We start from the raw sequence: 26,677 nt of genomic DNA on the forward strand, positions 1-26,677 counted from the left end.
CATGATCGGCAGTATGAAAGTACTGTCGATGATCCTCGCCGGCTTCGTCGTCGGCTATGCGATCAGTGATATCCGCCCGTCGTACTCCCTGTTGAGCAGGACTGCCGAATTCGGATCGTACTGGGCGATTGTCAACGGGCTGACCGTCGTTGCACTGGCCGCCTGCGCGGCGGCGGTTGCGCTGGCCCGTGTGAGCGCACGGGCCGTGCTCGTCGTTGCCATCGCAGCGGTGCTTGTCATCGTGTTCTACACCGTCGGAATGGTGACCGGAGTACTCGGCCAGTGGGTCGTGGCCGTCGGTGCTGGTGCATTGCTCGGTGCCGCAGCGGTACTGGCGGGACTGGACAGAGGTGCACAGTCATCGCTGGCCGTCGCGGTCCTCGGCGCCGGCCTGCTCGGCGGTGCGCTGGATGCGATGGTGCAGAAGAACGACGGACCCGTGTTCGTCTGGGATGTGGTCGGTGCCGAGGACGACGTGCGTCCGCAGCGGGCGATAGTGATGGTGATCGTCGCATCGGTTGCAGCGATCGCGCTGTTCCTGGCTCACCGCAACCAGGTGTTGCAGCCACACGAGCCCCGGAAAATTCTGCTCGTCGGTCTTCCGTTGCCCATCGCGGCCGGTGTCCTGAGTTGGGTTGCCGCAGGTCACGAAGCCCGGAGCGTCGAGTGGCTCGGTGCACTCGCCGGTATGACGGTTCTCGCGGTGCTGGCGGCGTTCGTTCTTCCCAGGCGGGACGGGCGCCTGCTACTGGCGCTCGTCGCAGTGTCGGCGGCTGCCCTCGGGTCGTTCGGCTTCGCCGCCGGCGATGGCGCGCAGCTGGCTCTGAGTGTGGGCCTGCTGATCGTCGGAGCAGGAATCGGCCACCGGTGGCCGCAGCTGTACATCGGACTGGGTGGGCTGCTCGTGATCGCCGTTGCGAGCGGGATCGAGGGATACTCCGATCTCCCCACGGGATCGAAGTTCGCGCTGCCGCTGGTTGCCGCCTACGTTCTGGTGTCCGTGCTGGCGACTTCACCCGGATCGTTGGCGCTTTCGTTGCCTGCTTTGTTCATGATGACACTGCCGGTGTCCGTGTTTTCCGCGAGCTACGAACCGTCGTTGTCCATGAACGAATCGGTCATCTCGCGCACAAGCGAGCCCGACCACCTGGTGCTCTCGGTGGCCGGGCTCGTGGTCGTGGCAGTGGTGACGGTTGCCTGCGCGGTGCTGATGCGCAGGCCTGCCGTCGTGAGCGGAACTTCGTAGCAGGCTACGAAGTTCCGTTCACCTAGGGAGTCGGAACTGCCGTCGTGGTCGGAACGACGGTCTCGGGTGCTGTCTCGGCAGCCGTTTCGGTCGCGGTGACGCAGATCGGCGGTGCGCCCTCGACCGGTGTCTCACCGTCGACGGGGATCGTGCACTCGGGGGTCGTCGTGACGATGGCGGGTGCCGGTGTCTCGGCGGTGGTGACGGGTGCAGGCGCAGCCGGAACTGTGGTGGTCACGACGGGCGTCGAGGTTGCCGGCGCGGTCGTGGTGGCCTTCGGAGTTGCCGTTGCCGACGTGGTCACAGGTGCGACGATCGTGTCGATCGCTGCACGTCCGGCTTTCTCCTGGACTGCCTTGGTCTTCACCGGCTCGCCCCGGTTGGCTTCTTCCGCCAGTTCGGTCAGCCATGCCGCGGCGTACTGCACCGAGGTCAGCGGCTTGCCGTTGGCGGCATCGGCGTCACGCCAGTAGTCGAAGTGGTGGCCTGTTCCGGGCCCGAGCGTCAGGCCGTACGGGTCGTTCATGATCACCGGAACGGTGTTCTGGTTGGACGAGATGAAGCCGGTGATCTCCCGGAAGATCTTCTGCGGCAGGTACACCAGGTCGATCATCTGACCGGTTTCGATCGGCTCCTGCTCGCCGTCGACCTTTGCCGAGACGGGGGTGGTCACTGCGCCGGGCTTGTAGTTGGGCTCGGACACCTTGATCAGCACATCGAGGAACGTCTCGTCGCTCTGCATCCAGTCGGGCTGCGAGGCGATGTCGTTGAAGGCGTTGACTGCGATGCGGCCCAATGCCAGTGCGAGATCGGCACCGGTGGCGGGGGTGAGCTGTTCGTTCTGCAGTGCGTCGGCATTGACCTGGCGGCCGACATTGGCGGCCAGATGAATCAGCGACGTGTTCTCGGGCAGTGCGCAGGTGAGGTCACCGTCGGAGCAGAAGGACGCCACTCGGCCGTCGAGTGCGCCGAACCCACCGGACGTACCGGGGAGTGCTCCCTGGCCGGAGACTGCGGTGTTGCCGTTCTGGTACTTGGTGTCGAAGCCGTCCGGGTTGCCGAACGGGTTCTCGGCGCCGGGGAACGGGCCTTCTCCCGAGACGCGGCCGGCGTCGGCGAAGATGACGACACCGACGACCTGCGAGGGGTCGACGATTCCGTAGGTGCCATCGGCTGCGGCGACCTGGTTGCCGACCTCCATCGCGGTGCGGCGGGCAACGTCTGCGCCCTCGCTGTAGCCGACGATGGCGAATCGGGTGTCGGGGCAGGACGCGGTGATCGTCCTCATGATGGTCTGCGAGTTGGTGACGCCGGTCTGCACGGCGTTCTCGTAGCTCGCCAGGTCGGCCGGGTACTCGACGTACACCGCAGCGTAGGAGTCCGGAACCACGTTGCCGTTGTTGGGGGCGCGCACGGCCTGGTCGATCCAGTCGCTGGAGTAGTCGCCGGACATCGCTGCGGGGAGCCGCTCGCCCTCAGGGGTGGTGAGCCACTTGACGCCCTCGCGCGGGGTGTCGCCGCGGCCGCCGATCGCGATGCTGACCATGTCGTAGCACGTGGCCGTCGAGACCAGTTCGATTGATGCTTCGGTGGTCGTGGACGGAGTCGACCACGGTGCGGCAACAACTACTCCGGCACCGAGGGCTCCGATCGCGAACGCGCTCAACGCAACGCGCGCACGCTTCGACTTGCCAACATTCATGTTTTCGATCCCCATCATGTCCGCCCGAACTGATCCCGACTGCAGTTGCCAGTGGGTTACCCGGGATTTCGTCGGTCGGGTCGTTCGCGTTACAAACCGCATCATTTACCGTCGTACGCATGACTTTTCATCCTCGAATGACATCGACGGGATTCGACCTGCCCGATGGGTCGACGTGCGTTGTGCGTGAGGCGGTGGCGTCGGACCTCGAAACGATCGTGGAATTGCTGGTCGACGACCCGCTGGGTGTCACGCGGGAGCGCGCCGATGACATGGATCGGTATCGCGCTGCGTTCGAGGACATCTCCTCGGACCCACGGAACCTGCAGGTAGTGGTGGTGCACGGTGACGCGGTGGTAGCAACGCTGCAGTTGACCGTCATTCCTGGACTTGCACGAGGGGGCGCATTGCGGGCGCAGATCGAAGCGGTTCGGGTGGACGCGCGGTGGCGCAGCAGGGGACTCGGCGGTGCGCTGATCAGGTGGGCGATCGCGGAGGCCGAGCGGCGTGGGTGCGCTCTGGTGCAGTTGACGTCCGACGCCAGTCGAACGGACGCACATCGCTTCTACACCCGTCTCGGCTTCGTCGACTCCCACGTCGGCTACAAGATGACACTCGGCACTACCGCCTAGATACCCTGGGGGGGTAGGGTAGTGCTGTGAACTCAGGACGGCAGGAACTCGACGCACCCACCACACTCGTCGGATTTGTCGTCGGGATCGCGTTCCTGTTCCTGGCGGCGCTGTTCGTCGGTGACAAGATCGGACCCGACGCCCAGGCGACCGCAGCCGCGTCACACACCGGCCACGACGCCCACGACGAGACCGCTGCCCCGGCCGCAACGCCTGCCGGGCTACAGGCCACCCAGGACGGCTACACACTGTCGCTCGATCGATCCGTCGTCGAGTCAGGACCGGACGTACCGGTCGCCTTCACGATCAGCGGACCGGACAGGGCGGCACTGATCGACTACGACGTCATGCACACCGAGGAACTGCACCTCATCGTCGTTCGGCGCGATCTGACCGACTTCCAGCACGTACATCCGACGCGAAACGCGTCGGGAACATGGTCGACGGCTCTCGATCTCACCCGGCCGGGGCCCTATCGTCTGTTCGCCGACTTCACCCCGGCCGGTGGGGAGAACATCACCCTGGGAGCAGAGCTGACCGTTCCCGGCGACTATCGACCGGAGCCCCCGAGTACACCGAATGTGACATCGAGGGTCGACGGCTACAACGTGACGCTCGCCGGTGCGGTGACCGCAGGCGAAGAATCCACGGTCGCATCGACCATCGAGCAGAACGGACGCGAAGTCACCGACCTGGAGCCGTACCTCGGCGCGTACGGACACCTGGTGGCCCTCCGCGCCGACGACCTCGCCTACCTGCACGTTCACCCCGAGGACGGGCCGCCGGGGCCGACGGTCGACTTCACCGTCGACGCGCCGACCGCGGGAACATATGCGCTCTATCTGGACTTCCAGCACGGGGGCGTCGTGCACACGGCCGAATTCACCATCGAGGTACAGGAGGGACAGGCATGAGCCAGGAAACGGAACTGATCCTCGGCGGCATGACCTGTGCGTCGTGCGCCAACCGCATCGAACGCAAGCTCAACAAGCTCGACGGGGTATCGGCGACGGTCAACTACGCCACCGAGAAGGCTCGCGTCACCAGTGACGGCGTGGCCACCGAGGACCTGATCGCGGCCGTCGAGGCCGCCGGCTACACCGCCACTCTGCCTGCGGCCGAACCAGCCGACGAGCTTCCCGCCGATCCGCTGAAGCAGCGATTGATCGTCTCGGCGGTGCTCAGCGTTCCGGTGATCGCGATGGCGATGATTCCGGCGTTGCAGTTCACCAACTGGCAGTGGCTGTCGTTGACTCTCGCCGCACCCGTGGTCGTGTGGGGCGCGTTGCCGTTCCACCGCGCCGCATGGACCAACCTGCGGCACGGCACCTCGACCATGGACACCCTCGTCAGCATGGGCACCCTCGCGGCTTTGGGGTGGTCGCTGTACGCACTGTTCTTCGGCACCGCAGGCACGCCCGGCATGACGCATCCGTTCGAGTTCACGATCGCGCGAACGGACGGGGCAAGCAACATCTACCTCGAGGCCGCGGCGGGCGTGACCACCTTCATCCTGGCCGGACGATGGTTCGAGAGCCGATCCAAGCGTCAGGCCGGTGCGGCGCTGCGCGCGCTGATGGATCTCGGTGCCAAGACGGTTGCCGTACTGAAAGACGGTAAGGAACAACAGATTCCGATCGAGCAGCTGGCCGTCGGCGATCTGTTCGTCGTTCGTCCGGGCGAGAAGGTGGCCACCGACGGCACTGTCGAGAGCGGATCCTCGGCCGTCGACCGATCGATGCTGACGGGCGAATCCGTGCCCGTGGAGGTCGGCGTCGGCGACGCCGTGGTCGGTGCAACGCTCAACGTGGGTGGCCGAATCACCGTGCGGGCACAGCGAATCGGTGCCGACACTCAGCTCGCACAGATGGCGAAGGCCGTCGAGGATGCGCAGACCGGCAAGGCGCAGGCGCAGCGATTGGCCGATCGTATCTCCGGGATCTTCGTGCCGATCGTCATCGCGATCTCCGTCGCGACGCTCGGATTCTGGCTCGGGGCAGGCAGTTCCGCAGCCGGTGCGTTCACCGCTGCGGTCGCAGTGCTCATCATCGCCTGCCCGTGCGCGCTCGGACTGGCCACACCCACCGCACTGATGGTCGGCACCGGCCGGGCCGCGCAGCTCGGCATCCTGATCAAGGGCCCGGAAATCCTCGAATCCACGCGTCGAGTCGACACCGTCGTACTCGACAAGACCGGAACCGTCACCACCGGGGAGATGACTCTGCAGTCGGTGCACGTGGCCGACGGCGAGGACGAGGACGTGGTCCGTGCCGTCGCGGCGGCATTGGAATCGGGTTCGGAGCACCCCATCGCCCGAGCCATCGCGGGTCCGACCCAGTCCATGACCGTCGAGGAATTCACCAGCCTCGACGGACTCGGGGTGCAGGGCGTCGTGGGCGGTCGAGCCGCGATCATCGGGCGTCGCTCGCTGTTGGCCGACTGGTCGATGCCGCTCCCGTCGGAGCTCGCCGACGCCTTCGAGACCGCCGAACGTCAGGGACGCACCGCCGTCGCGCTCGGCTGGGACGGCAGGGCCCGCGGAGTGCTGGTGGTCTCCGACTCGGTCAAGCCGACCTCGAAGCAGGCCGTCGCGGAACTGCGGGCACTCGGCCTGACTCCCGTCATGTTGACCGGCGACAACGAGGCCGCCGCGCGCACGATCGCCGCCGAGGTGGGAATCGACCAGGTCATCGCCGGTGTCCTGCCGACGGGCAAAGTCGATGCCATCACCGAACTGCAGGCGTCGGGAAAGGTCGTGGCTATGGTCGGCGACGGCATCAACGACGCGGCCGCGCTGGCCACGGCCGATCTAGGGCTTGCGATGGGTACGGGCACCGACGTGGCGATCGAGGCCAGCGACCTGACGTTGGTGCGCGGAGATCTGCGGGCCGTGGGCGACGCCATCAGGCTCTCGCGACGCACGCTGAGCACCATCAAGGGCAACCTGTTCTGGGCCTTCGCCTACAACGTCGCTGCTGTGCCGCTGGCCGCTGCGGGCCTGCTCAACCCGATGCTCGCGGGAGCTGCGATGGCGCTGTCCTCGGTGTTCGTGGTGAGCAACAGCCTTCGGTTGCGCCGGTTCCGTTCGTCGATGTGACTGGTTGGTAGCAGCGAACGGCTTGCTAGTACAGGATGGAGACATGTCCGACGCACACGATGTCCCCATCCGCGACGAATCGATCAGACTGGGTCAGTTCCTCAAGCTCGCCAACCTCATCGAATCCGGTGCCGAGGCGAAGGGCGTGATCGCCGACGGTTTGGTGAGCGTCAACGGGGACGTGGATGTGCGGCGCGGACGGCAGTTGCAGCACGGTGATGTCGTATCGGTCCAGGGTGGGCCCTCGGCCCGCGTGAGCAAGGAAGAGGCACTGTGAAGGTCGGTAAGAGCGGACTGCCGCGCAACGAAGTTCCCGGAGCATTCGACGTCGGTGCCAAGGCGTACGACCGACTCGTCGGAGCGAACCCCGGTTACCACGAACACCTGCTCAAGTCGGCCAAGCGGCTGCGGATCCCGAACCTGGGTGCCGGCCTGCGTCTGCTCGACATCGGTTGCGGCACCGGCGCATCCACTGCAGCGCTGCTCGAAGCCGCGCCGCATGCGGAGATCGTCGCCGCCGACGCATCCGCCGAGATGCTCGAGGTGGCACGGAGCAAGGACTGGCCGTCGAACGTGACGTTCGTGCACTCACGCGTCGAGGATCTGGCGATGAACGGGGTGGACGGCCCGTTCGACGCGATACTCGCCGCCTACCTCATCCGGAATGTGGACGACCCCGACACGGAGCTGAAATCGCTTCTGTCACTGCTGCGGCCGGGCTCGACCATCGCGTTCCACGAGTACTCGGTGCACGATTCGCTGCGGGCCAGGATTTCCTGGAACGTGGTGAGCTGGGGCATCATCATCCCGCTCGGCTGGCTGGCGACACGCGACGCCACCCTGTACCGGCACCTGTGGCGGAGCGTCGTGACCTTCGACGGCGCCTCGGCCTTCATGCGGCGGATGCAGCGAGCGGGCTACACCGGCGTAGCCAGAGAGACCATGACCGGTTGGCAGAACGATGTGGTGCACACGTTCCTCGGCTCTCGTCCCACGGAGGAAGAGCGTTGACCGATTCCAAAAAAGTCACCCATGCTGCGGCGCAGGGATATTCCGACGCCACACAGCTGGCGGACGTCCCGCACGTGGTGGTGGTCGGCGGTGGTATCGCGGGTCTGAGTGCTGCGACAGCACTGGCCGAGCGCGGGGTGAAAGTGCACGTGGTCGAACGCGAGAGCTACCTCGGCGGCCGTGTCGGCGGTTGGGACACGACGCTCGAGGACGGCTCACCCGCCACCATGAGCCGCGGCTTCCACGCGTTCTTCCGGCAGTACTACAACCTGCGAAACCTGCTCCGCCGCACCGACCCCGAGTTGGCTCGGCTGCGTCCGGTGGACGACTACCCCCTGATCGACGGCGACGGCCGGATCGACGGATTCAAGGGCCTGCCCGAAACGCCGCCACTCAACGCATTCGCGTTCGTCAAGCGTAGCCCGACGTTCCGGTGGAAGGACCTCACCGACCTCAACGGTATTGCGGCACTGCCGTTGATGACGGTGAGTGTGCCGAAGACCTTCGACGAGCTGGACACCACTCCCGCCGCAGAGTTTCTGCGCAACATCAACTTTCCCGAGGCAGCACGGCACCTGGCGTTCGGAGTGTTCTCTCGAAGCTTCTTCGCCGATCCCGAGAAGATGTCTGCCGCCGAGCTGGCCATGATGTTCCACATCTACTTCCTCGGCTCCTCCGAGGGCCTGATCTTCGACGTTCCACGTGACCCGTATCCGCAGGCTCTGTGGGACCCGCTGGGGGAGTACCTCACCGGACTCGGAGTCGACATCAGAACCTCCACTCCGTGCGGCGAGATCAGCCGCGGTGGGTTGCGAAAGTTCCGCGTCGACGCAGGCGGCATCATCGACGCCGACGCGGTGGTACTCGCCACCGACATCGCCGGATTGCAGCGAGTGCTCGAGCAGTCGCCCGAGCTGGGGACGCCCGATTGGCGCAAACAGGTTGCTGCGCTGCAGAACACACCGCCGTTCCTGGTGCACCGCGTGTGGTTGAGCAAGGCCGTCAACGCCGATCGCCCCGCCTTCATCGGCACCGGTGGCATGCCCCCGATCGACAACGTCAGCGTGCTCGAACGATTCGAGGACGAGGCCGCGCAGTGGGCTGCCCGCACCGGCGGCTCCGTCGTCGAACTGCACGCCTATGCCGCCGAGGAGTCCGAGGAGGTCACGCGGCAGCAGCTGATGGATCGGATGCACGAGATCTATCCGGAAACCGCTGATGCAGAGGTGATAGCGGAGCGATCCGAGTGGCGCGACGACTGCCCCATGTTCGGCCTCGGCGCGTTCGCCGAGCGCCCGACCGTCCGTACCCCCGAACCCGCACTGGTACTCGCGGGCGACGGCATCCGTATCGATCTGCCGGTGGCGCTGATGGAACGCGCGGCGACCACCGGACTGCAGGCGGCGAACACGCTGTTGGCGAGCTGGGGTATCACCGGTCACGACATCGAAACAGTGCCGACGAGTGGACGATTCAAGATGTTCGACGCGATCGAGAAACTCATCAACAGGTGAGGATCGAGGTCGACGATCTGACGCATCCGGCAGTGCATGCTCTGCTCGCCGAGCATCTCGCGGATATGCACGTCACCTCGCCTGCCGAGAGTGTGCATGCCCTCGATCCGACGGGTCTGAGCGGACCGGACGTCACCGTGTGGACCGCCTGGGAGGCGGACGCACTGCTGGGAATCGTTGCTTCGAAGGAACTTTCACCCGATCACGGTGAGGTTAAGTCGATGCGGACCACGGGGGCGGCGCGGGGCCGCGGGGTGGCGTCGAGTCTGCTCGTTCATGTTCTCGACGATGCGCGTCGACGCGGGTATGGGCGGGTGAGCTTGGAGACAGGAAGCCAGGACTACTTCGCTGCGGCCCGCAGGCTGTACGTCCGGCACGGATTCGCCGAATGCCCACCGTTCGCGGACTACGTGGTGGATCCATCGAGCACGTTCTTTTCGTTGTCCCTGTAGAGGTTCCGATGACGAGGGCCGGCACCGAGTGTTCGGTGCCGGCCCTTCTCGTCAGGCTGCGTGCATCACCCCCACTGCCGTGTCGTGGTCGGTTCGATTCAGGCCGTTTCGTGTGCGATGGACTTGTGCTCGCCGTGTGTGATGTCGACCTTGCGTGGTTTCGCGCGTTCGGCGAGGGGAATGGTGATGGACAGAACGCCGTTGTCGTACGCTGCGGAGATGCGCTCGGTGTCGACGCCGTCACCCAGCGAGACCTGGCGACGGAACGTGCCGGCGAATCGCTCCGAGGTAATCCATTGCACACCAGTGCTTTCCGGAGCCGATCGATGAGCGGTGAGCGTCAACGTACCGCGGTCGACGTCGACATCGATCGATCCGGGGTCGACGCCGGGCAGATCGGCACTGAGCACGTAGTGGTCGTCGACTTTGTAGAGGTCCATCGGCATGAATCGCGGGGCGCGGTCCGAACCGGAAGAGGCACCCAGCATTGCCGAGGTGAGGGAATCGACATCACGGAACGGATCGAAACGAAGCACAGCAACCACCTCCTGTACTCAGATGCGCTCACCCCTGTGGCGAGTCGCTCATCGACTGTGCAGAACAGAAATTAGCACTCTGCCCCTTGGAGTGCCAAGGGGTCTTGTAGAGGTTCTCAGAATTTTTTCAGGTCCAATAGTGCTGTGCCGCAGTGGGGGTCGCGGTCGAATAGGCCTGACCTCACACTTAGCCCTTGCACTAAGTATTGAAAGGACGATAGTGTGCCTTATGGCTCAGTATTCGACCGTTCTCGACGATGTGTTTCAGGCACTGGCCGACCCGACCCGGCGGGCAGTGTTGAGCCGGTTGGGATCCGGACCGGCCACGGTGGGCGAACTTGCCGAACCGTTCGACATGACTCTGCCGTCGTTCATGAAACACATTCATCTGCTCGAGCGCAGTGGCTGGATACGCACGCGCAAGGTCGGCCGCGTACGTGCGTGCACGATCGAGCGCTCCAACCTCGATGCGGCCGGCCACTGGCTGCAGGAACAGCGGGCGGTCTGGGAATCCCGGACGGATCGCCTCGAGCAGTTCGTCACTGACACCTCGAAAGAAGGTGAAGCGCAATGACATCGATCGATCCTTCCCTGGACTTGACCATTTCCCGCGTGATCAAGGCTCCACGCGCAACAGTGTGGAGTGCGTGGATCGACCCGTCGGAGTTCGAGAAGTGGTGGATTCCCGCGCCTGCGTTGTGTCGCGTGGACGGCTGGGACCCGCGACCCGGTGGAGCCTTCCGAACCTCGATCAGCGAATCCGGTGGCGACTTCGGGCCGCACATCGACGGCTGCTTCCTGGCCGTCGACGACGGTGAGCGCATCGTGTTCACGAACTCCCTCGTCGAAGGGTGGCGGCCGGCACCGCAGCTGTTCATGACCGCGGTGATCACCTTCTCCGACCACCCCGACGGAACCGAGTACCACGCCCATGTGATGCACCGCAACGAAGAAGACCGAAAGATGCACGAGGAGTACGGCTTCCAGGACGGCTGGGGCACCGTCATCGCACAACTCGCCGAGTTCGTCGAAGGCTAGATCAGGCCCGGCCCTGCGAACGCAGCTCGTAGCGTCGCTCGGCGTAGTCGAGATCGTCCTTCCACAACCGTGCAGCGGTGAAATTCATCGCCGGTCGCAGGAGACCGGATGCTTTGCGCGCCATCTGGAATCCCGGACGATCCGAACTCGCGATCGTGGCTTCGATGACGGCGGTACGCGGTGTGCCGTCGGCTGCGGGGGCCAGAGGCGTCGCATGCGTTTCGACGACACTTCCCGCTCCTTCACCGTCGAGGATGCGCATGACGATGGTGCGGGGACCGGGGCAGACGAACTCGGCCCGGACCGGCACTCCTATGCCGCGACTGACGCGGAAGGTCACGTCGACCAGAAAGCGATCGTCTTCCTCGGGTACATCGATCTCGGTGGGTGCGCTGACCACTTTCAGCCGCGCGAACGAGTACGGGTGGAACCACGCACCGTGCCAGGGGTCGAGTCGGTTGGCGATGATGTCGTCGGGCTCGCACTTGCCGACGAGAGTGACCACGCCGGCGATGGCAGTCGAGGCAGGCGGTCGGATCGGGACCACGGGGACGGGCGTCGGCTCCTCACCGCCGAGCTCGTCGAGCCGTACCCACACCAGAACGCCGTCGTCGAATGCCGGAACCGGACGCCAACCGGGCTTGCCCTTCGGCCCGAGCGCAAGACCGTGCCAGCGGCAGACCAATGTGTCGCAATCGATCTTCGCGGTGTCCAACGCTGCACCGAGATGCGGGCACGCACCCGGGCCGATGTGGACCTTGCCCGCAGAGTCACGCCACGCCACCAATTCGGTGGTACCCACGTAACGACCGAACGGCTTGTCGGCCTTGACGTCGCGACTGGCAGCGAACACGAACCAATTGCCGGAGGTCCGCGTCTTCGCACGCTTCAAAGCCGACTCGATGACCTGCGGATTCGCACCCTTCCAGGTGGGCTCCTGCTTGGCCCACGACTCCGACGGCAGCGGCTGCAACGGCATCGTCTTCGGCCAACGTCGTCGTACTGCATCCAGCGCGGTCATTGCTGCTCCCAAAGTCGACAATCGTTTCCCGTGTTCCTTCACCATTGTTCCCGTTGGTGGGTACTCAATGTGACATTCAGTGGCCTTTTCGGGGGTCAATGTCACATCGAGTGGACTTCGGGAGCGGGTGAACGGCAGCGGGGTTTGGAGAGTTGCGGGGTTGGGGAACTCGGCGTGGTTGTCGGTTCAGGGAATGGATCGACCTACTGACGCCACGGTCCACAATTCTGCTCGCGAAGCGGGATTCCGTGGTCGGAGGGAAATAGTGGACGCTCAGGTCACCAAGTCGGAGGTATCGACCACCTGGCGACGCCATTTGCCGAATGATCGCGGCGACGAGACCGCGAGCACGGCGACCGGGTGATCGCCGTTTCGGTAGAGCGCGACGAAGGGTCCGGTGGCGGGGTCGCCCTCGACGATGTCGGCGACACAGTCGGGTCCGTGATGTCCGGCGAATTGGATTCGTGCGGCGTATTGGTCCGACCACACGTACGGCAGCCCGGTGAACCTCTTGGACCCACCGGTCAGGAGCGCCTCGACGGCGACGGCAGGTCGGGTGGCGGCGGAGGTCCAGTGTTCGTCGCGCCGAATCACCCCGGTGGCGTCTCGCACTGCAGCGCAGTCACCGACGGCGACGACGGCCGGGTTCGAGGTGACACCACGCTGATCGGTCACCACTCCGCCGTGGACTTCCAAGCCGGATCCTTCGAGCCATCCGACGTTCGGCATCGAACCGACGCCCAGGACGACCACGTCGGACTCGATCATCGAACCGTCCGCCAATTCCACCGCACGCACCCGACCCGCCTCGACGACGAATCCGGCCACCGATACTCCGGTCAGTAGTGCCGCACCGGCGTTCCGATGCCACCCGGCGATGAGTGAGCCCAGCTCACTACCGAACACGCGGGCAAGCGGAGTCTTCGAGGCCTCGACCACCGTCACCGAAGCGCCGAGTCCCAGTGCAGTGGAGGCTACTTCGCTACCGATGAAGCCGGCTCCGACCACCGTGACTCGAACTCCTGACACCAGCGAAGACCGCAGCGCACGCGCATCGTCCAGGCTGCGGAGCACATGAATTCCGTCGATCCCGACGGTGCCGGGGAGGCGGCGGGCCGCAGCACCCGTTGCGATCACCACCGCATCGGCACTGATGTCCCCGGATGCGGTCGAGACCGTGGTCCCCGACAGGCCGGTCGCCGCGTGACCCAGACGCCAGTCGACGTCGAGGCCATCGATGTCGAGTGGCAGTCCTGATTCGTCACCGAGAAGGAAGCGTTTGGACAGCGGCGGCCGGTCGTACGGCAGGTGCACTTCGTCGCCGATCATCGTGATTCGTCCGTCGAAGCCCTGATCGCGCAATGCCCGCGCCGCGGCCACTCCCGCGAGCGAGGCTCCGACCACGGTCACCGATTTCACGGGGTGACCGCGATGCGGATGACCCCGTCCTCGACGTGCACGGCGTGCGTGCGTACGGGGATCTTCGCGGGCGCGCCCAGTGCGGCACCGGTGCGTAGATCGAAACATGCTGTGTGCAAGGGGCATTCGACGGCGCAGCCTTCCACCCAGCCTTCGGACAGTGATGCGTCCTGGTGGGTGCAGGTGTCGTCGATGGCGAAGAACTCACCCTCGACGTTGAAGATCGCGATCGGCGGTGCTCCGGCCGGGGTGATGCGCAGGGCCTCACCGTCGGGGAGATCCTCGGCGCGACCGACGTCGAGCAGGACGCGGGTGGAGAACGTTGCGGTCATGGTCGGGCCTCCGGGGACCTGAGGGTGTGCAGTGCTCGTGTTGTACCCAGCGTGAGATCACCCCGTTGCGGCGGTGGAACGCTCGAGTTTCGATCGTGTGAATCTGTTGCGCTATACGAAGTGCAGTTCGTATTGTGCAACTAAATCAACTCGACGTACACCCCTAGGAGCGTGTCATGTCCTCGAGCATCCCGAGGGTTGTGATCGTCGGTGCCGGAATCGTCGGCTGCAGCCTCGCCGACGAACTCACCGCACGCGGCTGGACAGACGTCACAGTCCTGGACAAGGGCCCGCTACCGCTCACCGGCGGCTCCACCTCGCATGCGCCGGGCCTGGTGTTCGCCACCAATTCCTCTCGATCGATGTCGCGCTTCGCGGCCTACACGGCCGCCAAGTTCAAGAGCCTCGACTGCTTTCTCGACGTCGGTGGCCTCGAGGTGGCGACGACGCCCGAGCGCGTCGACGAGCTACACCGACGCCATGGCTTCGCCACCTCCTGGGGACTGCGGTCGGAAGTGGTGGACGCCGAACGGTGCCTCGAGCTCTACCCCTTGCTCGACCGCAGCCGGATACTCGCCGGCCTCCACACCCAGGACGACGGACTGGCCAAGGCCGTGAAGGCCAGCGCGACGCAGGCCGAGCTGGCCGCCGCGCGCGGTGCGCGCTTCATCGGCGCCATGGACGTCACGTCGATCGACCAGAGCAATGGCCGAGTCACGGCCGTGCGGGCGGGCGAGCACACGTTCGAGGCCGACATCGTCGTCTGTTGCGCCGGATTCTGGGGGCCGGAGCTGGGCGAGCTTCTCGGGATGACGGTGCCGCTACAGCCACTGGCGCATCAGTACGCGCACACGACCGAGTTGGACCTGCCATCGCGTCGAGCAGGCACCGAAGCGATTCTGCCCATCCTCCGTCATCAGGACGAGCGGCTCTACTACCGCGAACACGGCGATCACCTGGGAATCGGCTCGTATCACCACCGTCCCATGCCCGTCGATTCCCGCGAACTCGGTTCCAGTGAGAATGTGACCGCACAGAACATGCCGTCGTCGATGCCGTTCACCGACGCCGATTTCGCCGACGCATGGCAGCGCAGCACCGAGCTCCTTCCCACTCTCGGAGAAGCGAAAATACAGCACGCGTTCAACGGCATCTTCTCGTTCACCCCGGACGGCGCACCGATCGTCGGAGAGTCACGAGAAGTGCAGGGACTGTGGGTCTCCGAGGCGATCTGGGTGACGCATTCTGCCGGCGTGGCGAAATCGCTTGCCGAACAGATGATCACCGGGCACAGCGAGATCGACATGCACGAGTGCGACCTGTACCGATTCGAGAAGACCGACCTGGTGCCGTCGAACGTGGCGCGCACCAGTGCCCAGAACTTCGTCGAGGTGTACGACATCATCCATCCACTCCAGCCGAAGGTGGAACCGCGGCCGCTGCGAGTGAGCCCGTTCTACGGCCGTCAGCAGGAACTCGGCGCGATGTTCCTCGACGGTGCGGGCTGGGAGCGACCGCACTGGTACGAATCGAACAGCATTCTGCTCGAACAACTTCCGGAACAGTGGCAGGCACCCAAACGGGAGCCGTGGTCCGCAAAATTCTGGTCACCGATCAGCGCCGTCGAGGCCTGGCGCACTCGCGAGGCGGTGGCGATGTACGACATGACGCCGCTGCGACGCCTCGAGGTCGGCGGACCCGGTGCGCTCGCGCTGCTGCAGAAGTTGACGACCAACCAGCTCGACAAGAAGGTCGGAAGCGTCACCTACGCACTGATGCTCGACGCGACCGGCGGTGTTCGCAGCGATGTGACCGTCGCGCGGGTGGCGGAGGATCGGTTCCAGGTGGGAGTGAACGGTCCGCTCGACGAAGACTGGATGCTTCGCCATGCCGGCAGTGATGTGTACGTTCGCGACATCACCGGTGCCACCGCCTGTATCGGGCTGTGGGGACCGTTGGCACGGGAGGTGCTGGCTCCGCTCACCTCGGCAGACATCTCGCATACCGGTCTGAAGTATTTCAACGGCAGGACCATTCACGTCGGCGGGGTCGACGTCTTGGCGCTGCGACTGTCGTACGTGGGCGAGCTCGGCTGGGAGCTGTACACCGATGCCGATACCGCACTGCGTCTGTGGGACACCCTCTGGGACGCCGGGCAGGCCCACGGCGTGGTCGCCGCGGGGCGCAGTGCGTTCAACAGCCTCCGGCTGGAGAAGGGTTACCGGTCGTGGGGCACCGACATGAACACCGAACACGATCCGTATCAGGCGGGACTCGGCTTCGCGGTGCGAAAAACCAAGGGCGACTTCGTCGGAGCCTCGGCGTTGCAGGAAGGAGGCAATGGCCCGGTGCTGACCTGCCTGACGTTGGACGACCCGTCACATGTGGTGATGGGTAAGGAGCCGGTGCTGCGGGACGACACCGTGGTCGGGTACGTGACCAGTGCCGCCTACGGATACACGATCGGCAAGACGGTGGCCTACGCCTGGCTACCGGCAGGGCTGCAACCCGGTGATCATGTTGCAGTGCAGTACTTCCGAGACCTACTCCCCGCGACGGTCATGGCCGAACCGCTGGTGGATCCCGACATGAACAAGATCAGGTGCTGACATGACGTACGACGTGATCGTCCTCGGTATCGGCGGCATGGGAAGTGCCGCTGCCTGTCACCTCGCCCGACGCGGACAGCGAGTGCTTGGTATCGACCAGTTCGGACCCGCGCATGCGCTGGGATCGAGTCACGGTGGCTCCCGCATCTATCGGCAGTCGTACTTCGAGGACCCGGCATACGTACCGTTGCTCCTGCGCGCATACGAGCTGTGGCACGACCTCGCCTCGGACAGTGGCCGGGACGTGTTCACCGAAACCGGTGGCCTCTATGTGGGAAGGCCGGATGGCCTCACGTTCGGCGGAAGTCTGCGGGCCTCGGAGAAGTGGGGCCTGAAGCACGACGTACTCGACCCTGCCGAGGCGCAGCGGCGCTTCCCGACGGTCCGGCTACGGCCCGACGAGTTCGCCCTCTTCGAGGAGAAGGCGGGCATCGCGCGACCGGAGACGACGGTCGCCGCACATCTCGATCTCGCCGAGGCTGCCGGTGCCGAACTGCACTACGACGAGAAGGTCCTCGGGTGGGAATCCACCGATTCCTCGGTGACCGTGACTACAGTGGCCGGCACGTACACCGCTGGAGCGCTGGTCATTTCACCGGGAGCATGGGCACCGAAGCTGCTGGCCGAGATCGGCGTGCCGATGGTGGTCGAACGGCAGGTGATGCATTGGATCACCCCGGAAGCGGGTGAAGCACCGTTCGACTCCTCGCATCACCCCGTCTACATCTGCGGTGACGGGCCGGATCAGATCTACGGCTTTCCGGCCATCGACGGGGAGGGCGGCGGAGTGAAGATCTCGTTCTTCCGTGCCGGAACGCCGTGCGATCCCGACACCGTCGATCGCACAGTGCATCCCGAGGAGATCGCGCGACTGCAGCAGCGCATCGTCACCACGTTCCCGGCGCTGTCCGGACCACATCAGGATGCGAAGACCTGCATGTACACCACGACGCCGGACGAGCACTTCGTTGTCGCGAAGCATCCGGACCACGCCAATGTCACGGTGGCGTGCGGCTTCTCGGGCCACGGCTTCAAGTTCGTCCCCGTCATCGGCGAGGTCCTGGCGGATCTCGCGATCGACGGCGCCACGACACATCCCATAGCGCTCTTCGACCCGGCGAGATGCGCGGTGTCGGCATGACCATGGTCGATCCCGAACTGCAGCCCACTCTGCTTCCGACGTTGGGCGGCGAAACCTACGTCGATCCCGCATATTTCGTCCGCGAGCAGGAACAGATCTTCGAGCAGATGTGGTTCTGTGCCATCAGATCGGACGACATCGGCGAACCCGGAAAGTTCCGCACGGTTCAGGTCGGTCGAGAGTCGATCCTGGTCAGCCGCAATCGGAAGGGCGGTGTGACCGCGTTCTTCAACATCTGCCGACACCGCGGCGCGACCCTGTGTACCGAGGCGTCGGGAACGGTGCGTCGAAACTTTCAATGTCCCTATCACGCATGGACGTACGATCTCGACGGCAAGCTGATCGCAGCTCCGAACCTGATCGACATGCCGATGATCGATCGAGTGGAGTACGGGCTCCGGAAGGTGCATGTCCGCGAATGGCTCGGCTACGTCTGGGTGTGCGTGGCCGAGGAGGCTCCGTCGTTCGAGGAGACGGTGCAGGGCGACGTTCGCGAACGGCTCGGGGGTGCGGGTGCCATCGATTCGTACGACATGGAATCACTCGCCCTCGGGCGTCGGATCGTCTACGATGTCAAGGCCAACTGGAAGCTCATCGTCGAGAACTTCATGGAGTGCTATCACTGCGCGACGATTCACCCCGAGCTCACCGAGGTGCTACCCGAGTTCGCCGACGGCATGGCAGCGCAGACGTACGTGGGCCACGGTGCCGAATTCGGCAGCGACATAGCCGGCTTCACCGTCGACGGCTCCCATGGCTTCGACGCCCTCGACGGGGTAGGCGAGGATCGGGATCGACGGTACTACGCCATCACGATCAGGCCGACGGTGTTCGTCAACCTGGTTCCCGATCACGTCATCATCCACCGCATGTTCCCGATGTCCGTGGACCGCACGGTCGTCGAATGCGATTGGCTCTATGCCCCTGCGGTGGTGGCGGATCCGCACAGTGCGGCGACGATGGAAAAGTCGATGGAGCTGTTCCATCGCGTCAACGAGCAGGATTTCGAGGCGTGCGAGCGGTGCCAGCCGGCGATGTCGTCACGGATGTATCGCGACGGAGGCGTGCTGGTCCCGGCCGAGCATCACATCAGGGCGTTCCACGACTGGGTCGGGTCACGCGTGGCCGGACCAACCCAATAGCGTCGAGACGCGCTGCGCAGCAGCGAGAACGGATACCCCTGCCACCGTCAGGCGGTCCTCGTCCAGGCGATAGGCGGGCCCCGAGACGGTGATCGCACCCACTGCGGAACCGTCGTAGCTGATGATGGTGGCCGCTGTCGCGTTGAGCCCGATCTCCAACTCCTCGCGCGCATAGGCGATTCCGGTGGCACGGACCGTCTCGATCTCGTCGAGCAGATCGGCCTTGGTGGTGATGGTGTTCGCGGTGAACAGTTCGAGATGACCGTCGACGCCGGCCTTGAGCAGCGAGTCGTCGTACGCCATCAGGGCTTTCCCACTCGACGTCGCATGCAGAGCCGACCTCTCACCGAGCCAGTTGTGACTGATGATCGACGAGCCGCCGCGTACCTGATCGATGTTGACGGTGACGTTGCCGTCGGGCACAGCGATGTTGACGGTCTCGCCGATGGTGTCGGCCAGTTCCTGCAGTATCGGTCGGGCGATGCGCGTGATGTCGAGTTGAGCGGATACGGATGTGGCGAGGCGAATCAAGCCGATGCCGAGGCGGTATTTGCCTCGCTCGCCGGGTTGTTCGACGAGTCTGCGGAATTCGAGTGCACTGAGCAGGCGAAACGCCGTGGACTTGTGCACTTCGAGGTGCGCCGCCACGTCCTGCACGCCGGATTCACCGTGGTCGGCAAGGTATTCGAGCACCTCGATCGCGCGGTCGACGGACTGGACAGGGGACTCGGGCACCAACCCAGTGTTGCAGACTCAGCTGAGGCCGACCCATCGAAGGCCCGCAGTAGTGGCAGCTGCGGCGAGAACGATGACGACGAACGGCGCTCGTCGCCAGGCGAGTACAGCGGCAACGGCGACTCCTGCGGGCAACGCGAATCCAGCGAAGTCCTTGCCCACGAGGAGGGTCGAGGTGGCGACCAGTGCCACGAAGATGACGGCGACGGTAGTGCTCATCACCTTGTCGATGCGAGGTGAGATGGTGACCCGGGTTCGAAGTGCAGGGCCGGCGATGCGGAGCGCGTAGGTGCCGCTGATCAATGCGAGTAGGGGAATCGTGAGGTTCATGCGGATTCCTTCTGTGCGACAGGGGCATTGGAGAGCATGGCCGGTACGACGGCGACCAGTGCCAGGAGCACGGGTAGTCCGCTGGGTAGGAACATCGACGCGACCAGCGCAATGCACGCTCCGACGAGGGCTGCGTTGCGGGTGGCCCGGTCTCGGAGTGCAGGCATGATCAGTCCCAGCAGGATCGCCGGGAATGCGGCATCGAGACCGAGTGCGGCGGTATCGGTGATCACGCCGCCGCCGAGCGTGCCGATGACGACGCCGATGTTCCAGGTGACGAACAGTCCGATCCCGCACAGCCAGAACGCTGTTCGACGGCTGCCCTCGTCCTTTTCGGCAACGCTGAAGGCCACTGCCTCGTCGGTGATGAGGTGAGTGCCGAGCAGCCGCTTGACCGGCGACAGGTTCTGAAAGACCTCACCGATGGAGAAGCCGAGCGGAACCAGTCGGGTATTGGCGAGCAACGCGCTGGCGACGGCGGCAATGGGATTGCCGCCGGCCGCCAGAATGCCGACGAAGATGAACTGGGAGGAGCCCGCGAAGACCACAACGGACATCACGACCGGCAGCCACAGGGGCAGGCCCGCGGCTACCGAGATGGCACCGAACGATGCCCCGACCAGGGCGTCGGCCAGGCAGACCAGCGCGATGTCGCGGATGTTGACCCCGCCGAAGCTCGTGAGCCAGCTGCTCGAACCGCGCAGGGTTCGCCATGTCGAACGCATGGTCGTTATAGTGGACGATGTTAAGCTGTTCGTCAAATCAAACAAACGTACCGATGGAGTGAACGAATGGCGGATACCGGTCCACCGATAGCGGCCATCGCTGCCGCTCTCCAGCAGGAGCGACGACGCGTCGGCCTGTCTCTCGCAGAGGTCTCCCGCCGAGCAGGTATCGCCAAATCGACTCTGTCGCAACTGGAATCGGGTACCGGAAATCCGAGTCTCGAGACTCTCTGGGCCCTCAGCGTCACCCTTGACGTGCCGTTCTCCAGACTGGTCGAGCCGGCGAAGCAGTCGGTCCGCCTGATCCGTGCGGGGGAGGGGCCGAGATTCGCGTCGGACAGGGCGGACTACACGGCGACACTGCTGGCGTCGTCTCCACCGAACGCTCGACGGGACATCTATCTGATCAGCGCGGACGTCGGTGAACCGAGGCGTTCCGACCCGCACTCGCCGGGGGTCGTCGAACACGTTGTGCTCAGTGCCGGACGAGCCATGGTGGGGCCGATGGGGGAGGCCGTCGAATTGGCTGCGGGCGACTACGTTGCCTACCCCGGCGATGTGCCGCACATTTTCGAGGCGCTGGAACCGAACACCATGGCGGTGATGATCACCGAACACAGCTGACCTGGGGGGAATAGTCGGCAGGCATGCCTCGTTGGACTCTTTCGACGGCGTTCGCTTGGCAAGCCCCGGGCCTCACCCCATTTGTCGCTTCGAGCGACCACTCGCCGAGAGGCGTTTGCAGCGGACGTCGTCCCCAACCTCCTGTTACAGCCAACCGTTTTCGCGGGCGGTTCGGATGGCCTCGAGTCGGCTGTTCGAGCCGAGCTTGGTGATCGTGCCCGAAAGATAGTTGCGGACTGTGCCGGGACTCAGAAACAGCCGTTCGCCGATCTGCTTCGTGGACAGGCCTTGATCGACGAGTCGAAGTACGTCGAGTTCGCGCTCTCTCAATGGATTCGGCCCCGCCCGCAACGCTTCGGCAGCCAGGGCCGGATCGATGACGGTGTGTTTCGAGAACACCGCCTTGATGCCGGCAAAGAGGTGCACCGCGTCCGTGCTCTTGAGGAGATACCCATTCGCTCCTGCGGCCAAGGCGTCGTGCACATGTCCGCTGCCGGGTAGGGCAGTCAGTAGCAGCACAGGGGTTCGATCATTCATCGCTCGAAGGGCGGCCGTGGCCGCGATGCCCGTCATCCCGGGCATGTCGATGTCCATCAGGACGAGGTCCGGGCGCAGGCGAGATACGGCGTCGCATACTTCGTCTCCACGCGACACTCGACCGACCACCTCTACGTCAGGGTCGGTGGACAACAACACCTCGAATGCGTCGGCGAGCAATGCGACATCCTCGGCGAGCAACACTGTGATCGTCATACGTCTGCCTCTGCCCGCGGGATGGTGGCCACGACTCGAAACTCGGTACCCGCTGCCGTCCTTCCGGCTGTGAATCTGCCTCCGACGTCGTCCACCTGACGGGTCAGTGCTGCGATCCCGGTTCCCGTACCTGCGTCGGTCTCCTCACGGGTGACTCCGTCGTTCGTGAACTCGATTATGTCGCAGTCCTTCTCTGCGGTGACTCGAACGGTGCACCTGCGTGGGTGAGCATGTTTGAGCATGTTGGTGGACGATTCGCGTACGACGGCGGCGAAGATGCGGTCCACGTCGCTGACCGGCGGGGCTTCCACCGAGGTAAGGCAGTCGATGCCCAGCCGGGCACACATCGCTTCGACGGCTGCCAGCTCCGACACGAAGTCGTCGAGGATGGGTCCGCTGGTAATCCTCCTGAGATCGGCCTGACCACTGTTGAGAACGTCGTGCACATGCCCGAGCTGCTCGCGGGCCTTCTCCGGTTGATTGTCGAACATCTGCAGTGCAGCCTGGTTGCGTAGCTGCGCGGTCACCAGAGTTCGGCCGATGACGTCGTGCAAATCGCGCGAAATCCTATGTCGCTCAGCATCTACGAGCAGCCGGGCCACCTGCTCCCGTGATGCATGCAGTGCATCGAGTGCGCGGGCAAGTTCGGTGAGTGCGATCAGCAGGATGGTCACGCCGAGGGTGAACAGCGTGATGATGAATGCTTGGAGAGGTTCAGCCCGGTCGACGTCGACGGTGACAACCGTCGCGACTGCGAACACCCCGCCGACGACCGCTGGCGCCCAGCGCCCACGCACCAGCGTCGACGAAATCGCCACCGACATGGCGCACATCTCCCACACCTCGGACATCGGGACCACGACCATTCCCAACGGAATCGCGATCCAGGCCGCGACGGTCAGCCGCGGATCGACGCGTCCGTAGACGAACATCCGCTGCGCCAGGATCATGACCACCGCGACGAAAACGACGATCGACGCCGACAGTGCGGCAAGCCCGAAGCCGATGATCTCCCGATGATCGAACACGGTGGTGAGAGCGATGAACGTGAACAACGCGACGACGAACCAACTCGCGGCGAAAGCGACCATCGCACTGGGGTACCGCTCGTCGCGTCGGGCATCGGTCTTCTGCGTGGTCACTGCCGTCACTTTCTCGCGTATCGAACCAACACTATCGACGACGTCGGTGCGCTGGGCAACCGTGACCTGTATGTCACTGTCGGCCGGTTGCCCCAGCGAATCGGCGGACTGCGGCGAAGGAGAAGCCGGCGAACCAGGCCGCGACGTTGATGAGCGCACCTGCGAGCGAGGCGTGGGATCCGTCGAGGTTGTAGCCGTCGGTCAATGCGTAGCGGGCCAACGTGGCGACGCCGTAGAGGGGTGTCACCTGTGCCACCGCGAGCATTCCGCCCGAGAGCGGGATGAAGATGTTGCCCAGAAATGCGAGTCCGGTCATCACGACGCCGGGAACGTGGGTGACCACCTCGGGGGGCAGCAGCATCCCCAGTACCAGGCCGAGCGCGGAGAAGATGGCCGAGCCGACCCAGGCCACGACGAGGCCGGTGATCCAGACGATCGCGTCGGCGCGAGCTCCGGTGATTGCTCCGAGGATTCCGACCACGATGACCGGGATCGCCGCGTACACCTGGCACGCGATGATGCGCGATGCCACGTAGCCGCCGGCACCGAGGGGCGAGAGTCGAATCGTCCGCAGCCAGCCGTTGGCCTTCTCGTTCGAGATGCCCGCGGCCCGCGAGATGGTGCCGATCGACGCGCCGTACACGGCGATGCCGATCATCATCCAGGCCTGAAAGTTGCCGTGCGGCAAATCGACTCCGGCGCTGGGCTCGACGACGCGGAACAGTGCGAGGTAGAGCACTGCTGGCAGCGCGACGGTGAAGATCAGATTCTGTGGGGTGATCTGCCTGCGGATATCGTGCAGCACGAAGGTGGGGTGCAGTCCGCGGCGCGGCCGCAACGAAGACGTGACGGGGGCAGTGGTGGTCATCGGAGGTCCTCAGTTCTGGTGTGTGCGGTCGGTCAGCGCGGAGAATGCTTCGTCCAGCGAGGCCGACACGATCGCGATGTCGGTCGCGGAGGTCGACGTGCTCAGTGCGCGGACCACGGGGTCGGTGTCGGTGCACACGAAGCGGAACCGACCGTTGGCGAGTTCCTCTAGACGCGAGCTAGTTTGCGCTGCAACAGCTTCGGCCTCAGCGCGAGGCAGATTGGCGTCGACGGTGCGGTTGGAGACGGTGGCCTTGATCTGGGCCACGGTGCCATCGGCGACGAGGGCACCGTCGACGATGACGACGATGCGATCGGCAAAGTTCTGTGCCTCTTCGAGGTAGTGGGTCGCGAACATCACCGTGGTGCCGTTCGTGGCCTGGGCGCGCATCGCCTGCCAGAACTGTTTGCGGGCAGTGACATCCATGCCGGCGGTCGGCTCGTCGAGTAGCAGCAGCTCTGGGTTCGACAGCAGTGCGAGGGCGAACCGCACCTTCTGCTGCTCGCCACCCGAGCACTTCGATACGCGTCGATTCACCAGATCGCCGAGTCCGGCGCGGGTGATCGCCGCGGCGGGATCGGCTCCGATGTACAGCGAGCCCATCATCGCGACGAGTGCGCCGACGGTGACGTCGGGCAGGAGCCCGCCGGACTGCAACACCGCGGCGCTGCGTCCCGTCGACGCTGCCGTCAGCGGATCGGTGCCGAGCACCTCGATGATGCCGCCGTCCGGCTCGGTCAGTCCGAGGACCATGTCGATCGTCGTGCTCTTGCCTGCGCCGTTCGGTCCGAGGAACGCTACGACCTGCCCGCGGGGAATCGACAGGTTCAACTCGCGAACGGCGCGGAACTTCGAACCCGACGAGTCGCTGAACGACTTGTGAACACCGGAGGCGTGCACCGCGAGTGCTGTCTGTGTGCCCACCGCCTCGGTGCGAGTTGAACTCTGCGTGATCATCTGTGATTCCCTTCGCTCTTCGTCATCGGATCTTCAGCCGTGTTCCTCGGCGACAGATCAGACTCTCCACCTCGGAGAAAGCGCAGGTCAACGCAAATTGCGACGTCGTTTTCGCCGTCATGGGGAACTGCTGACAACTGTCATGTGCAACTACGGACCAGGTGTCACGTAAGTGCCTCGATGCTGGAATTCACGCCCTCGGCGGTAATCCACACCGCGTGCGCGGGGCGTGAATGCCCGCGGGGGGCGTGGAGTGTGTCTGTCCGTCGAATCGTGGGCGCGTCGACTGGTGCAGCGTGAGCGCGAGGGGGAACCCTGGGGCATGATCGTCGACGCCTGCGAGGGCCACGATCGCGTGACCGAGCTCGAACTGGTTGGACCGAGGTGTTCGTGGGTCCGATGGTGCGCCGAACCGAACCATCGAACAGTGTTGCGCTAGCTTCCCGGAGCGAGTGCGGCGATGTTCGCGGATGTCCGGTCATCGGTAGCGTTCGTATCGTCGAAGTAGCGACGGAAGAGCATCCGCATCGATTCGATGACGTCGATGTGCTGCTGAAGAATGATGTCGAGAGAGCGATCGGTGCCGGTGGCGAGGCGCAGGAATCTGCCCTGCAGGTCCTTCGCAGACTTGAGGTCGCCCCAGGACTTGGTCTCGTTCAGGACGGATGCTTTGCGCTTCATGTCGTTGAGATGCGCGAGGTAGGCGACGCAGGCTGCATCGCATTTTGCCGCGACGTCAGGCGGAATGGTGATCGTGCCTGCGTCAGCCTGGGCGTTGAGTTCTTGCCAGTGTGCGATGAGGTTTGGCTGGGGATCGGTCACGGTTTCGAAGTCTCTCGATCGTGGGAACTAGATGGGAAGTTCGGAGTCGAGGTCGGCTACCACTCTGTTGAGTTCCGTGCACGGATCGTACGACGGGGTCCGGACCTGTCCATCGGTCAGCAGCGTCGCCCGTATTAATTGGGGGCCTGCGGTGAAGGCGACGCCGCAATTGAGTGATGCGTCGGACGCAAGCTGCTGATATTGGGTGGCATCGCGAGTCCCGACCCGCACTGGGCTGAGTCGGTCGAAGTTATTCGGATCGTTGATGAAGTCCAAGGTCTCGAGCCCGACAATCAACGACACGTAATACTTGTTGTTCGGCGGGCGGTCCTCCCATCCGCAGATCTTGAATCCGTTCTGATCCCGCCCGAAGATCCCCGACTCCTTGGTGTCGACGTTCAATCCCGCTCGCTCGATGGCCTCGTCGGGGATGGTGCAGGGGTCCCAGGGTGTCGGCGCGGAGGTCGTCGTACTGGCCACCGCGCTCGATGTGCCGCCTGCAAGGGCGTCGCCATCGGTGGTGCTCGAGCAGCCCGTGACCATCAGAACTACCGCTACCGCCGGCGTCCATCGTCGTGCCCTGCGCATTGCCTCACCCATTTCTCGTGAACGTCTACGTCCTTGGACGCGGCGGAGCTTGTGATGGTTCCACTATCTGCGCTTCGAACCTGGGCGTTCAGAAACGCAGTCGATCGGCGGGTAGTTGCGCGCGGTGGACGATAGTGAACCATCAGGGGCGGCCACGGTTCTCCGATGTCATGTGCGCAGTCGAATCGATCCTTCCGTGACGGTCCTGCCGGCAACGCGCTGACAGATCTGCCTCCCTTTG

Annotated in this window: 28 protein-coding genes; 14 read left to right on the forward strand and 14 right to left on the reverse strand. The window is 64.7% G+C overall.

Features of this window, described 5'->3' with window-relative positions; all coding sequences use genetic code 11:
- The first annotated feature begins 13 nt into the window (after positions 1-13).
- Positions 14-1,246, forward strand: a complete 1,233-nt coding sequence (locus tag R4P57_RS06095; protein ID WP_317801962.1) for a hypothetical protein — start codon at positions 14-16, stop codon at positions 1,244-1,246.
- A gap of 22 nt (positions 1,247-1,268) precedes the next feature.
- On the opposite strand, the gene R4P57_RS06100 is transcribed toward R4P57_RS06095, so the two are convergent.
- Positions 1,269-2,963 carry a cutinase family protein gene (locus R4P57_RS06100; protein ID WP_411742323.1) on the reverse strand — a complete coding sequence of 565 codons (1,695 nt, stop codon included), beginning with the start codon at positions 2,961-2,963 and terminating at the stop codon, positions 1,269-1,271.
- 104 nt (positions 2,964-3,067) lie between these two features.
- Between R4P57_RS06100 and R4P57_RS06105 the strand changes: the two genes are divergently transcribed.
- The 7 genes from R4P57_RS06105 to R4P57_RS06135 are packed head-to-tail and all read left to right on the forward strand — an operon-like array spanning position 3,068 to position 9,654.
- The gene (locus tag R4P57_RS06105) at positions 3,068-3,580 is read left to right on the forward strand and encodes a GNAT family N-acetyltransferase (RefSeq protein WP_317801964.1); all 513 of its coding nucleotides are present in this window, start codon (positions 3,068-3,070) and stop codon (positions 3,578-3,580) included.
- A 26-nt stretch (positions 3,581-3,606) separates the two neighbouring features.
- On the forward strand, positions 3,607-4,494 hold the full coding sequence (locus tag R4P57_RS06110) for a hypothetical protein (protein WP_317801965.1): 888 nt from the start codon (positions 3,607-3,609) through the stop codon (positions 4,492-4,494).
- Positions 4,491-6,677 carry a heavy metal translocating P-type ATPase gene (locus R4P57_RS06115; RefSeq protein ID WP_317801966.1) on the forward strand — a complete coding sequence of 729 codons (2,187 nt, stop codon included), beginning with the start codon at positions 4,491-4,493 and terminating at the stop codon, positions 6,675-6,677. Before R4P57_RS06110 ends, R4P57_RS06115 begins: the two co-directional genes overlap by 4 nt.
- Positions 6,678-6,720: 43 nt before the next feature.
- Positions 6,721-6,954 (forward strand): RNA-binding S4 domain-containing protein, encoded by a 234-nt coding sequence (locus R4P57_RS06120; RefSeq protein WP_032397061.1) that lies wholly within the window; start codon positions 6,721-6,723, stop codon positions 6,952-6,954.
- Positions 6,951-7,688: a class I SAM-dependent methyltransferase gene (locus tag R4P57_RS06125; RefSeq protein WP_317801967.1), complete on the forward strand. Its 738-nt coding sequence runs from the start codon at positions 6,951-6,953 to the stop codon at positions 7,686-7,688. The genes R4P57_RS06120 and R4P57_RS06125 overlap by 4 nt, the downstream gene beginning before the upstream one ends.
- Positions 7,685-9,202: an NAD(P)/FAD-dependent oxidoreductase gene (locus R4P57_RS06130; protein WP_317801968.1), complete on the forward strand. Its 1,518-nt coding sequence runs from the start codon at positions 7,685-7,687 to the stop codon at positions 9,200-9,202. Before R4P57_RS06125 ends, R4P57_RS06130 begins: the two co-directional genes overlap by 4 nt.
- Complete coding sequence (locus R4P57_RS06135) at positions 9,199-9,654, forward strand: GNAT family N-acetyltransferase (protein WP_317801969.1); 456 nt, start codon at positions 9,199-9,201, stop codon at positions 9,652-9,654. The genes R4P57_RS06130 and R4P57_RS06135 overlap by 4 nt, the downstream gene beginning before the upstream one ends.
- Positions 9,655-9,752: 98 nt before the next feature.
- On the opposite strand, the gene R4P57_RS06140 is transcribed toward R4P57_RS06135, so the two are convergent.
- On the reverse strand, positions 9,753-10,190 hold the full coding sequence (locus R4P57_RS06140) for an Hsp20/alpha crystallin family protein (RefSeq protein WP_317801970.1): 438 nt from the start codon (positions 10,188-10,190) through the stop codon (positions 9,753-9,755).
- 229 nt (positions 10,191-10,419) lie between these two features.
- On the opposite strand from R4P57_RS06140, the gene R4P57_RS06145 reads away from it, so the two are divergent.
- Together R4P57_RS06145 and R4P57_RS06150 are read left to right on the forward strand one after the other, a co-directional pair.
- On the forward strand, positions 10,420-10,764 hold the full coding sequence (locus R4P57_RS06145; RefSeq protein ID WP_317801971.1) for a metalloregulator ArsR/SmtB family transcription factor: 345 nt from the start codon (positions 10,420-10,422) through the stop codon (positions 10,762-10,764).
- Complete coding sequence (locus R4P57_RS06150; RefSeq protein ID WP_317801972.1) at positions 10,761-11,228, forward strand: SRPBCC family protein; 468 nt, start codon at positions 10,761-10,763, stop codon at positions 11,226-11,228. The genes R4P57_RS06145 and R4P57_RS06150 overlap by 4 nt, the downstream gene beginning before the upstream one ends.
- A 1-nt stretch (position 11,229) precedes the next feature.
- Here the strand turns inward: R4P57_RS06150 and R4P57_RS06155 are convergent, their stop codons facing one another.
- From R4P57_RS06155 to R4P57_RS06165, 3 genes are all read right to left on the reverse strand, one after another.
- Entirely contained in the window at positions 11,230-12,249 is a 1,020-nt protein-coding gene (locus tag R4P57_RS06155; protein WP_317801973.1) for a DUF5914 domain-containing protein, read from the reverse strand.
- 273 nt (positions 12,250-12,522) lie between these two features.
- Positions 12,523-13,668 (reverse strand): NAD(P)/FAD-dependent oxidoreductase, encoded by a 1,146-nt coding sequence (locus R4P57_RS06160; protein WP_317801974.1) that lies wholly within the window; start codon positions 13,666-13,668, stop codon positions 12,523-12,525.
- Positions 13,665-14,000, reverse strand: a complete 336-nt coding sequence (locus R4P57_RS06165; protein ID WP_317801975.1) for a bifunctional 3-phenylpropionate/cinnamic acid dioxygenase ferredoxin subunit — start codon at positions 13,998-14,000, stop codon at positions 13,665-13,667. The genes R4P57_RS06160 and R4P57_RS06165 overlap by 4 nt, the downstream gene beginning before the upstream one ends.
- Before the next feature lie 176 nt (positions 14,001-14,176).
- On the opposite strand from R4P57_RS06165, the gene R4P57_RS06170 reads away from it, so the two are divergent.
- The 3 genes from R4P57_RS06170 to R4P57_RS06180 are packed head-to-tail and all read left to right on the forward strand — an operon-like array spanning position 14,177 to position 18,892.
- On the forward strand, positions 14,177-16,609 hold the full coding sequence (locus R4P57_RS06170; protein ID WP_317801976.1) for an FAD-dependent oxidoreductase: 2,433 nt from the start codon (positions 14,177-14,179) through the stop codon (positions 16,607-16,609).
- A gap of 1 nt (position 16,610) precedes the next feature.
- Positions 16,611-17,750 (forward strand): N-methyl-L-tryptophan oxidase, encoded by a 1,140-nt coding sequence (gene solA / locus R4P57_RS06175; RefSeq protein ID WP_317801977.1) that lies wholly within the window; start codon positions 16,611-16,613, stop codon positions 17,748-17,750.
- Entirely contained in the window at positions 17,747-18,892 is a 1,146-nt protein-coding gene (locus tag R4P57_RS06180; protein ID WP_317801978.1) for an aromatic ring-hydroxylating dioxygenase subunit alpha, read from the forward strand. The genes solA and R4P57_RS06180 overlap by 4 nt, the downstream gene beginning before the upstream one ends.
- Here the strand turns inward: R4P57_RS06180 and R4P57_RS06185 are convergent.
- The 3 genes from R4P57_RS06185 to R4P57_RS06195 are packed head-to-tail and all read right to left on the reverse strand — an operon-like array spanning position 18,866 to position 20,682.
- Entirely contained in the window at positions 18,866-19,627 is a 762-nt protein-coding gene (locus R4P57_RS06185) for an IclR family transcriptional regulator (protein WP_317801979.1), read from the reverse strand. The two genes, R4P57_RS06180 and R4P57_RS06185, sit on opposite strands and share 27 nt — an antisense overlap.
- A gap of 18 nt (positions 19,628-19,645) precedes the next feature.
- On the reverse strand, positions 19,646-19,957 hold the full coding sequence (locus R4P57_RS06190; protein WP_317801980.1) for an AzlD domain-containing protein: 312 nt from the start codon (positions 19,955-19,957) through the stop codon (positions 19,646-19,648).
- Complete coding sequence (locus R4P57_RS06195) at positions 19,954-20,682, reverse strand: AzlC family ABC transporter permease (protein WP_317801981.1); 729 nt, start codon at positions 20,680-20,682, stop codon at positions 19,954-19,956. The genes R4P57_RS06190 and R4P57_RS06195 overlap by 4 nt, the downstream gene beginning before the upstream one ends.
- A gap of 66 nt (positions 20,683-20,748) precedes the next feature.
- On the opposite strand from R4P57_RS06195, the gene R4P57_RS06200 reads away from it, so the two are divergent.
- Entirely contained in the window at positions 20,749-21,306 is a 558-nt protein-coding gene (locus R4P57_RS06200; RefSeq protein ID WP_317801982.1) for an XRE family transcriptional regulator, read from the forward strand.
- 144 nt (positions 21,307-21,450) lie between these two features.
- Here R4P57_RS06200 and R4P57_RS06205 read toward each other — a convergent pair whose 3' ends face one another.
- The 6 genes from R4P57_RS06205 to R4P57_RS06230 all read right to left on the reverse strand — a co-directional run bounded on the left by R4P57_RS06205 (position 21,451) and on the right by R4P57_RS06230 (position 26,436).
- Positions 21,451-22,059, reverse strand: a complete 609-nt coding sequence (locus R4P57_RS06205; protein ID WP_317801983.1) for a response regulator transcription factor — start codon at positions 22,057-22,059, stop codon at positions 21,451-21,453.
- Positions 22,056-23,201 carry a sensor histidine kinase gene (locus R4P57_RS06210; protein ID WP_317801984.1) on the reverse strand — a complete coding sequence of 382 codons (1,146 nt, stop codon included), beginning with the start codon at positions 23,199-23,201 and terminating at the stop codon, positions 22,056-22,058. Before R4P57_RS06210 ends, R4P57_RS06205 begins: the two co-directional genes overlap by 4 nt.
- 73 nt (positions 23,202-23,274) lie before the next feature.
- Positions 23,275-24,069 (reverse strand): ABC transporter permease, encoded by a 795-nt coding sequence (locus R4P57_RS06215; protein WP_317801985.1) that lies wholly within the window; start codon positions 24,067-24,069, stop codon positions 23,275-23,277.
- A gap of 9 nt (positions 24,070-24,078) precedes the next feature.
- Positions 24,079-25,026, reverse strand: coding sequence for an ABC transporter ATP-binding protein (locus R4P57_RS06220; protein WP_317801986.1), 948 nt, complete (start codon positions 25,024-25,026; stop codon positions 24,079-24,081).
- Between the two features lie 435 nt (positions 25,027-25,461).
- Positions 25,462-25,848, reverse strand: coding sequence for a hypothetical protein (locus R4P57_RS06225; RefSeq protein ID WP_317801987.1), 387 nt, complete (start codon positions 25,846-25,848; stop codon positions 25,462-25,464).
- A gap of 27 nt (positions 25,849-25,875) precedes the next feature.
- Positions 25,876-26,436, reverse strand: coding sequence for a DUF3558 domain-containing protein (locus R4P57_RS06230; RefSeq protein ID WP_317801988.1), 561 nt, complete (start codon positions 26,434-26,436; stop codon positions 25,876-25,878).
- Between the last annotated feature and the right edge of the window lie 241 nt (positions 26,437-26,677).

This window comes from Rhodococcus sp. IEGM 1330 (assembly GCF_033142445.1).
Taxonomy (GTDB): domain Bacteria; phylum Actinomycetota; class Actinomycetes; order Mycobacteriales; family Mycobacteriaceae; genus Rhodococcoides.

Coding starts and splice junctions, on each gene's coding strand:
- R4P57_RS06215 (WP_317801985.1), bottom strand. CDS start 24,069: ATGACCACCACTGCCCCCGTCACGTCTTCGTTGCGGCCGCGCCGCGGA.
- R4P57_RS06195 (WP_317801981.1), bottom strand. CDS start 20,682: ATGCGTTCGACATGGCGAACCCTGCGCGGTTCGAGCAGCTGGCTCACG.
- R4P57_RS06220 (WP_317801986.1), bottom strand. CDS start 25,026: ATGATCACGCAGAGTTCAACTCGCACCGAGGCGGTGGGCACACAGACA.
- R4P57_RS06205 (WP_317801983.1), bottom strand. CDS start 22,059: ATGACGATCACAGTGTTGCTCGCCGAGGATGTCGCATTGCTCGCCGAC.
- R4P57_RS06115 (WP_317801966.1), top strand. CDS start 4,491: ATGAGCCAGGAAACGGAACTGATCCTCGGCGGCATGACCTGTGCGTCG.
- R4P57_RS06200 (WP_317801982.1), top strand. CDS start 20,749: ATGGCGGATACCGGTCCACCGATAGCGGCCATCGCTGCCGCTCTCCAG.
- R4P57_RS06190 (WP_317801980.1), bottom strand. CDS start 19,957: ATGAACCTCACGATTCCCCTACTCGCATTGATCAGCGGCACCTACGCG.
- R4P57_RS06145 (WP_317801971.1), top strand. CDS start 10,420: ATGGCTCAGTATTCGACCGTTCTCGACGATGTGTTTCAGGCACTGGCC.
- R4P57_RS06230 (WP_317801988.1), bottom strand. CDS start 26,436: ATGCGCAGGGCACGACGATGGACGCCGGCGGTAGCGGTAGTTCTGATG.
- solA (WP_317801977.1), top strand. CDS start 16,611: ATGACGTACGACGTGATCGTCCTCGGTATCGGCGGCATGGGAAGTGCC.
- R4P57_RS06120 (WP_032397061.1), top strand. CDS start 6,721: ATGTCCGACGCACACGATGTCCCCATCCGCGACGAATCGATCAGACTG.
- R4P57_RS06165 (WP_317801975.1), bottom strand. CDS start 14,000: ATGACCGCAACGTTCTCCACCCGCGTCCTGCTCGACGTCGGTCGCGCC.
- R4P57_RS06180 (WP_317801978.1), top strand. CDS start 17,747: ATGACCATGGTCGATCCCGAACTGCAGCCCACTCTGCTTCCGACGTTG.
- R4P57_RS06095 (WP_317801962.1), top strand. CDS start 14: ATGAAAGTACTGTCGATGATCCTCGCCGGCTTCGTCGTCGGCTATGCG.
- R4P57_RS06155 (WP_317801973.1), bottom strand. CDS start 12,249: ATGACCGCGCTGGATGCAGTACGACGACGTTGGCCGAAGACGATGCCG.
- R4P57_RS06170 (WP_317801976.1), top strand. CDS start 14,177: ATGTCCTCGAGCATCCCGAGGGTTGTGATCGTCGGTGCCGGAATCGTC.
- R4P57_RS06150 (WP_317801972.1), top strand. CDS start 10,761: ATGACATCGATCGATCCTTCCCTGGACTTGACCATTTCCCGCGTGATC.
- R4P57_RS06100 (WP_411742323.1), bottom strand. CDS start 2,963: ATGGGGATCGAAAACATGAATGTTGGCAAGTCGAAGCGTGCGCGCGTT.
- R4P57_RS06105 (WP_317801964.1), top strand. CDS start 3,068: ATGACTTTTCATCCTCGAATGACATCGACGGGATTCGACCTGCCCGAT.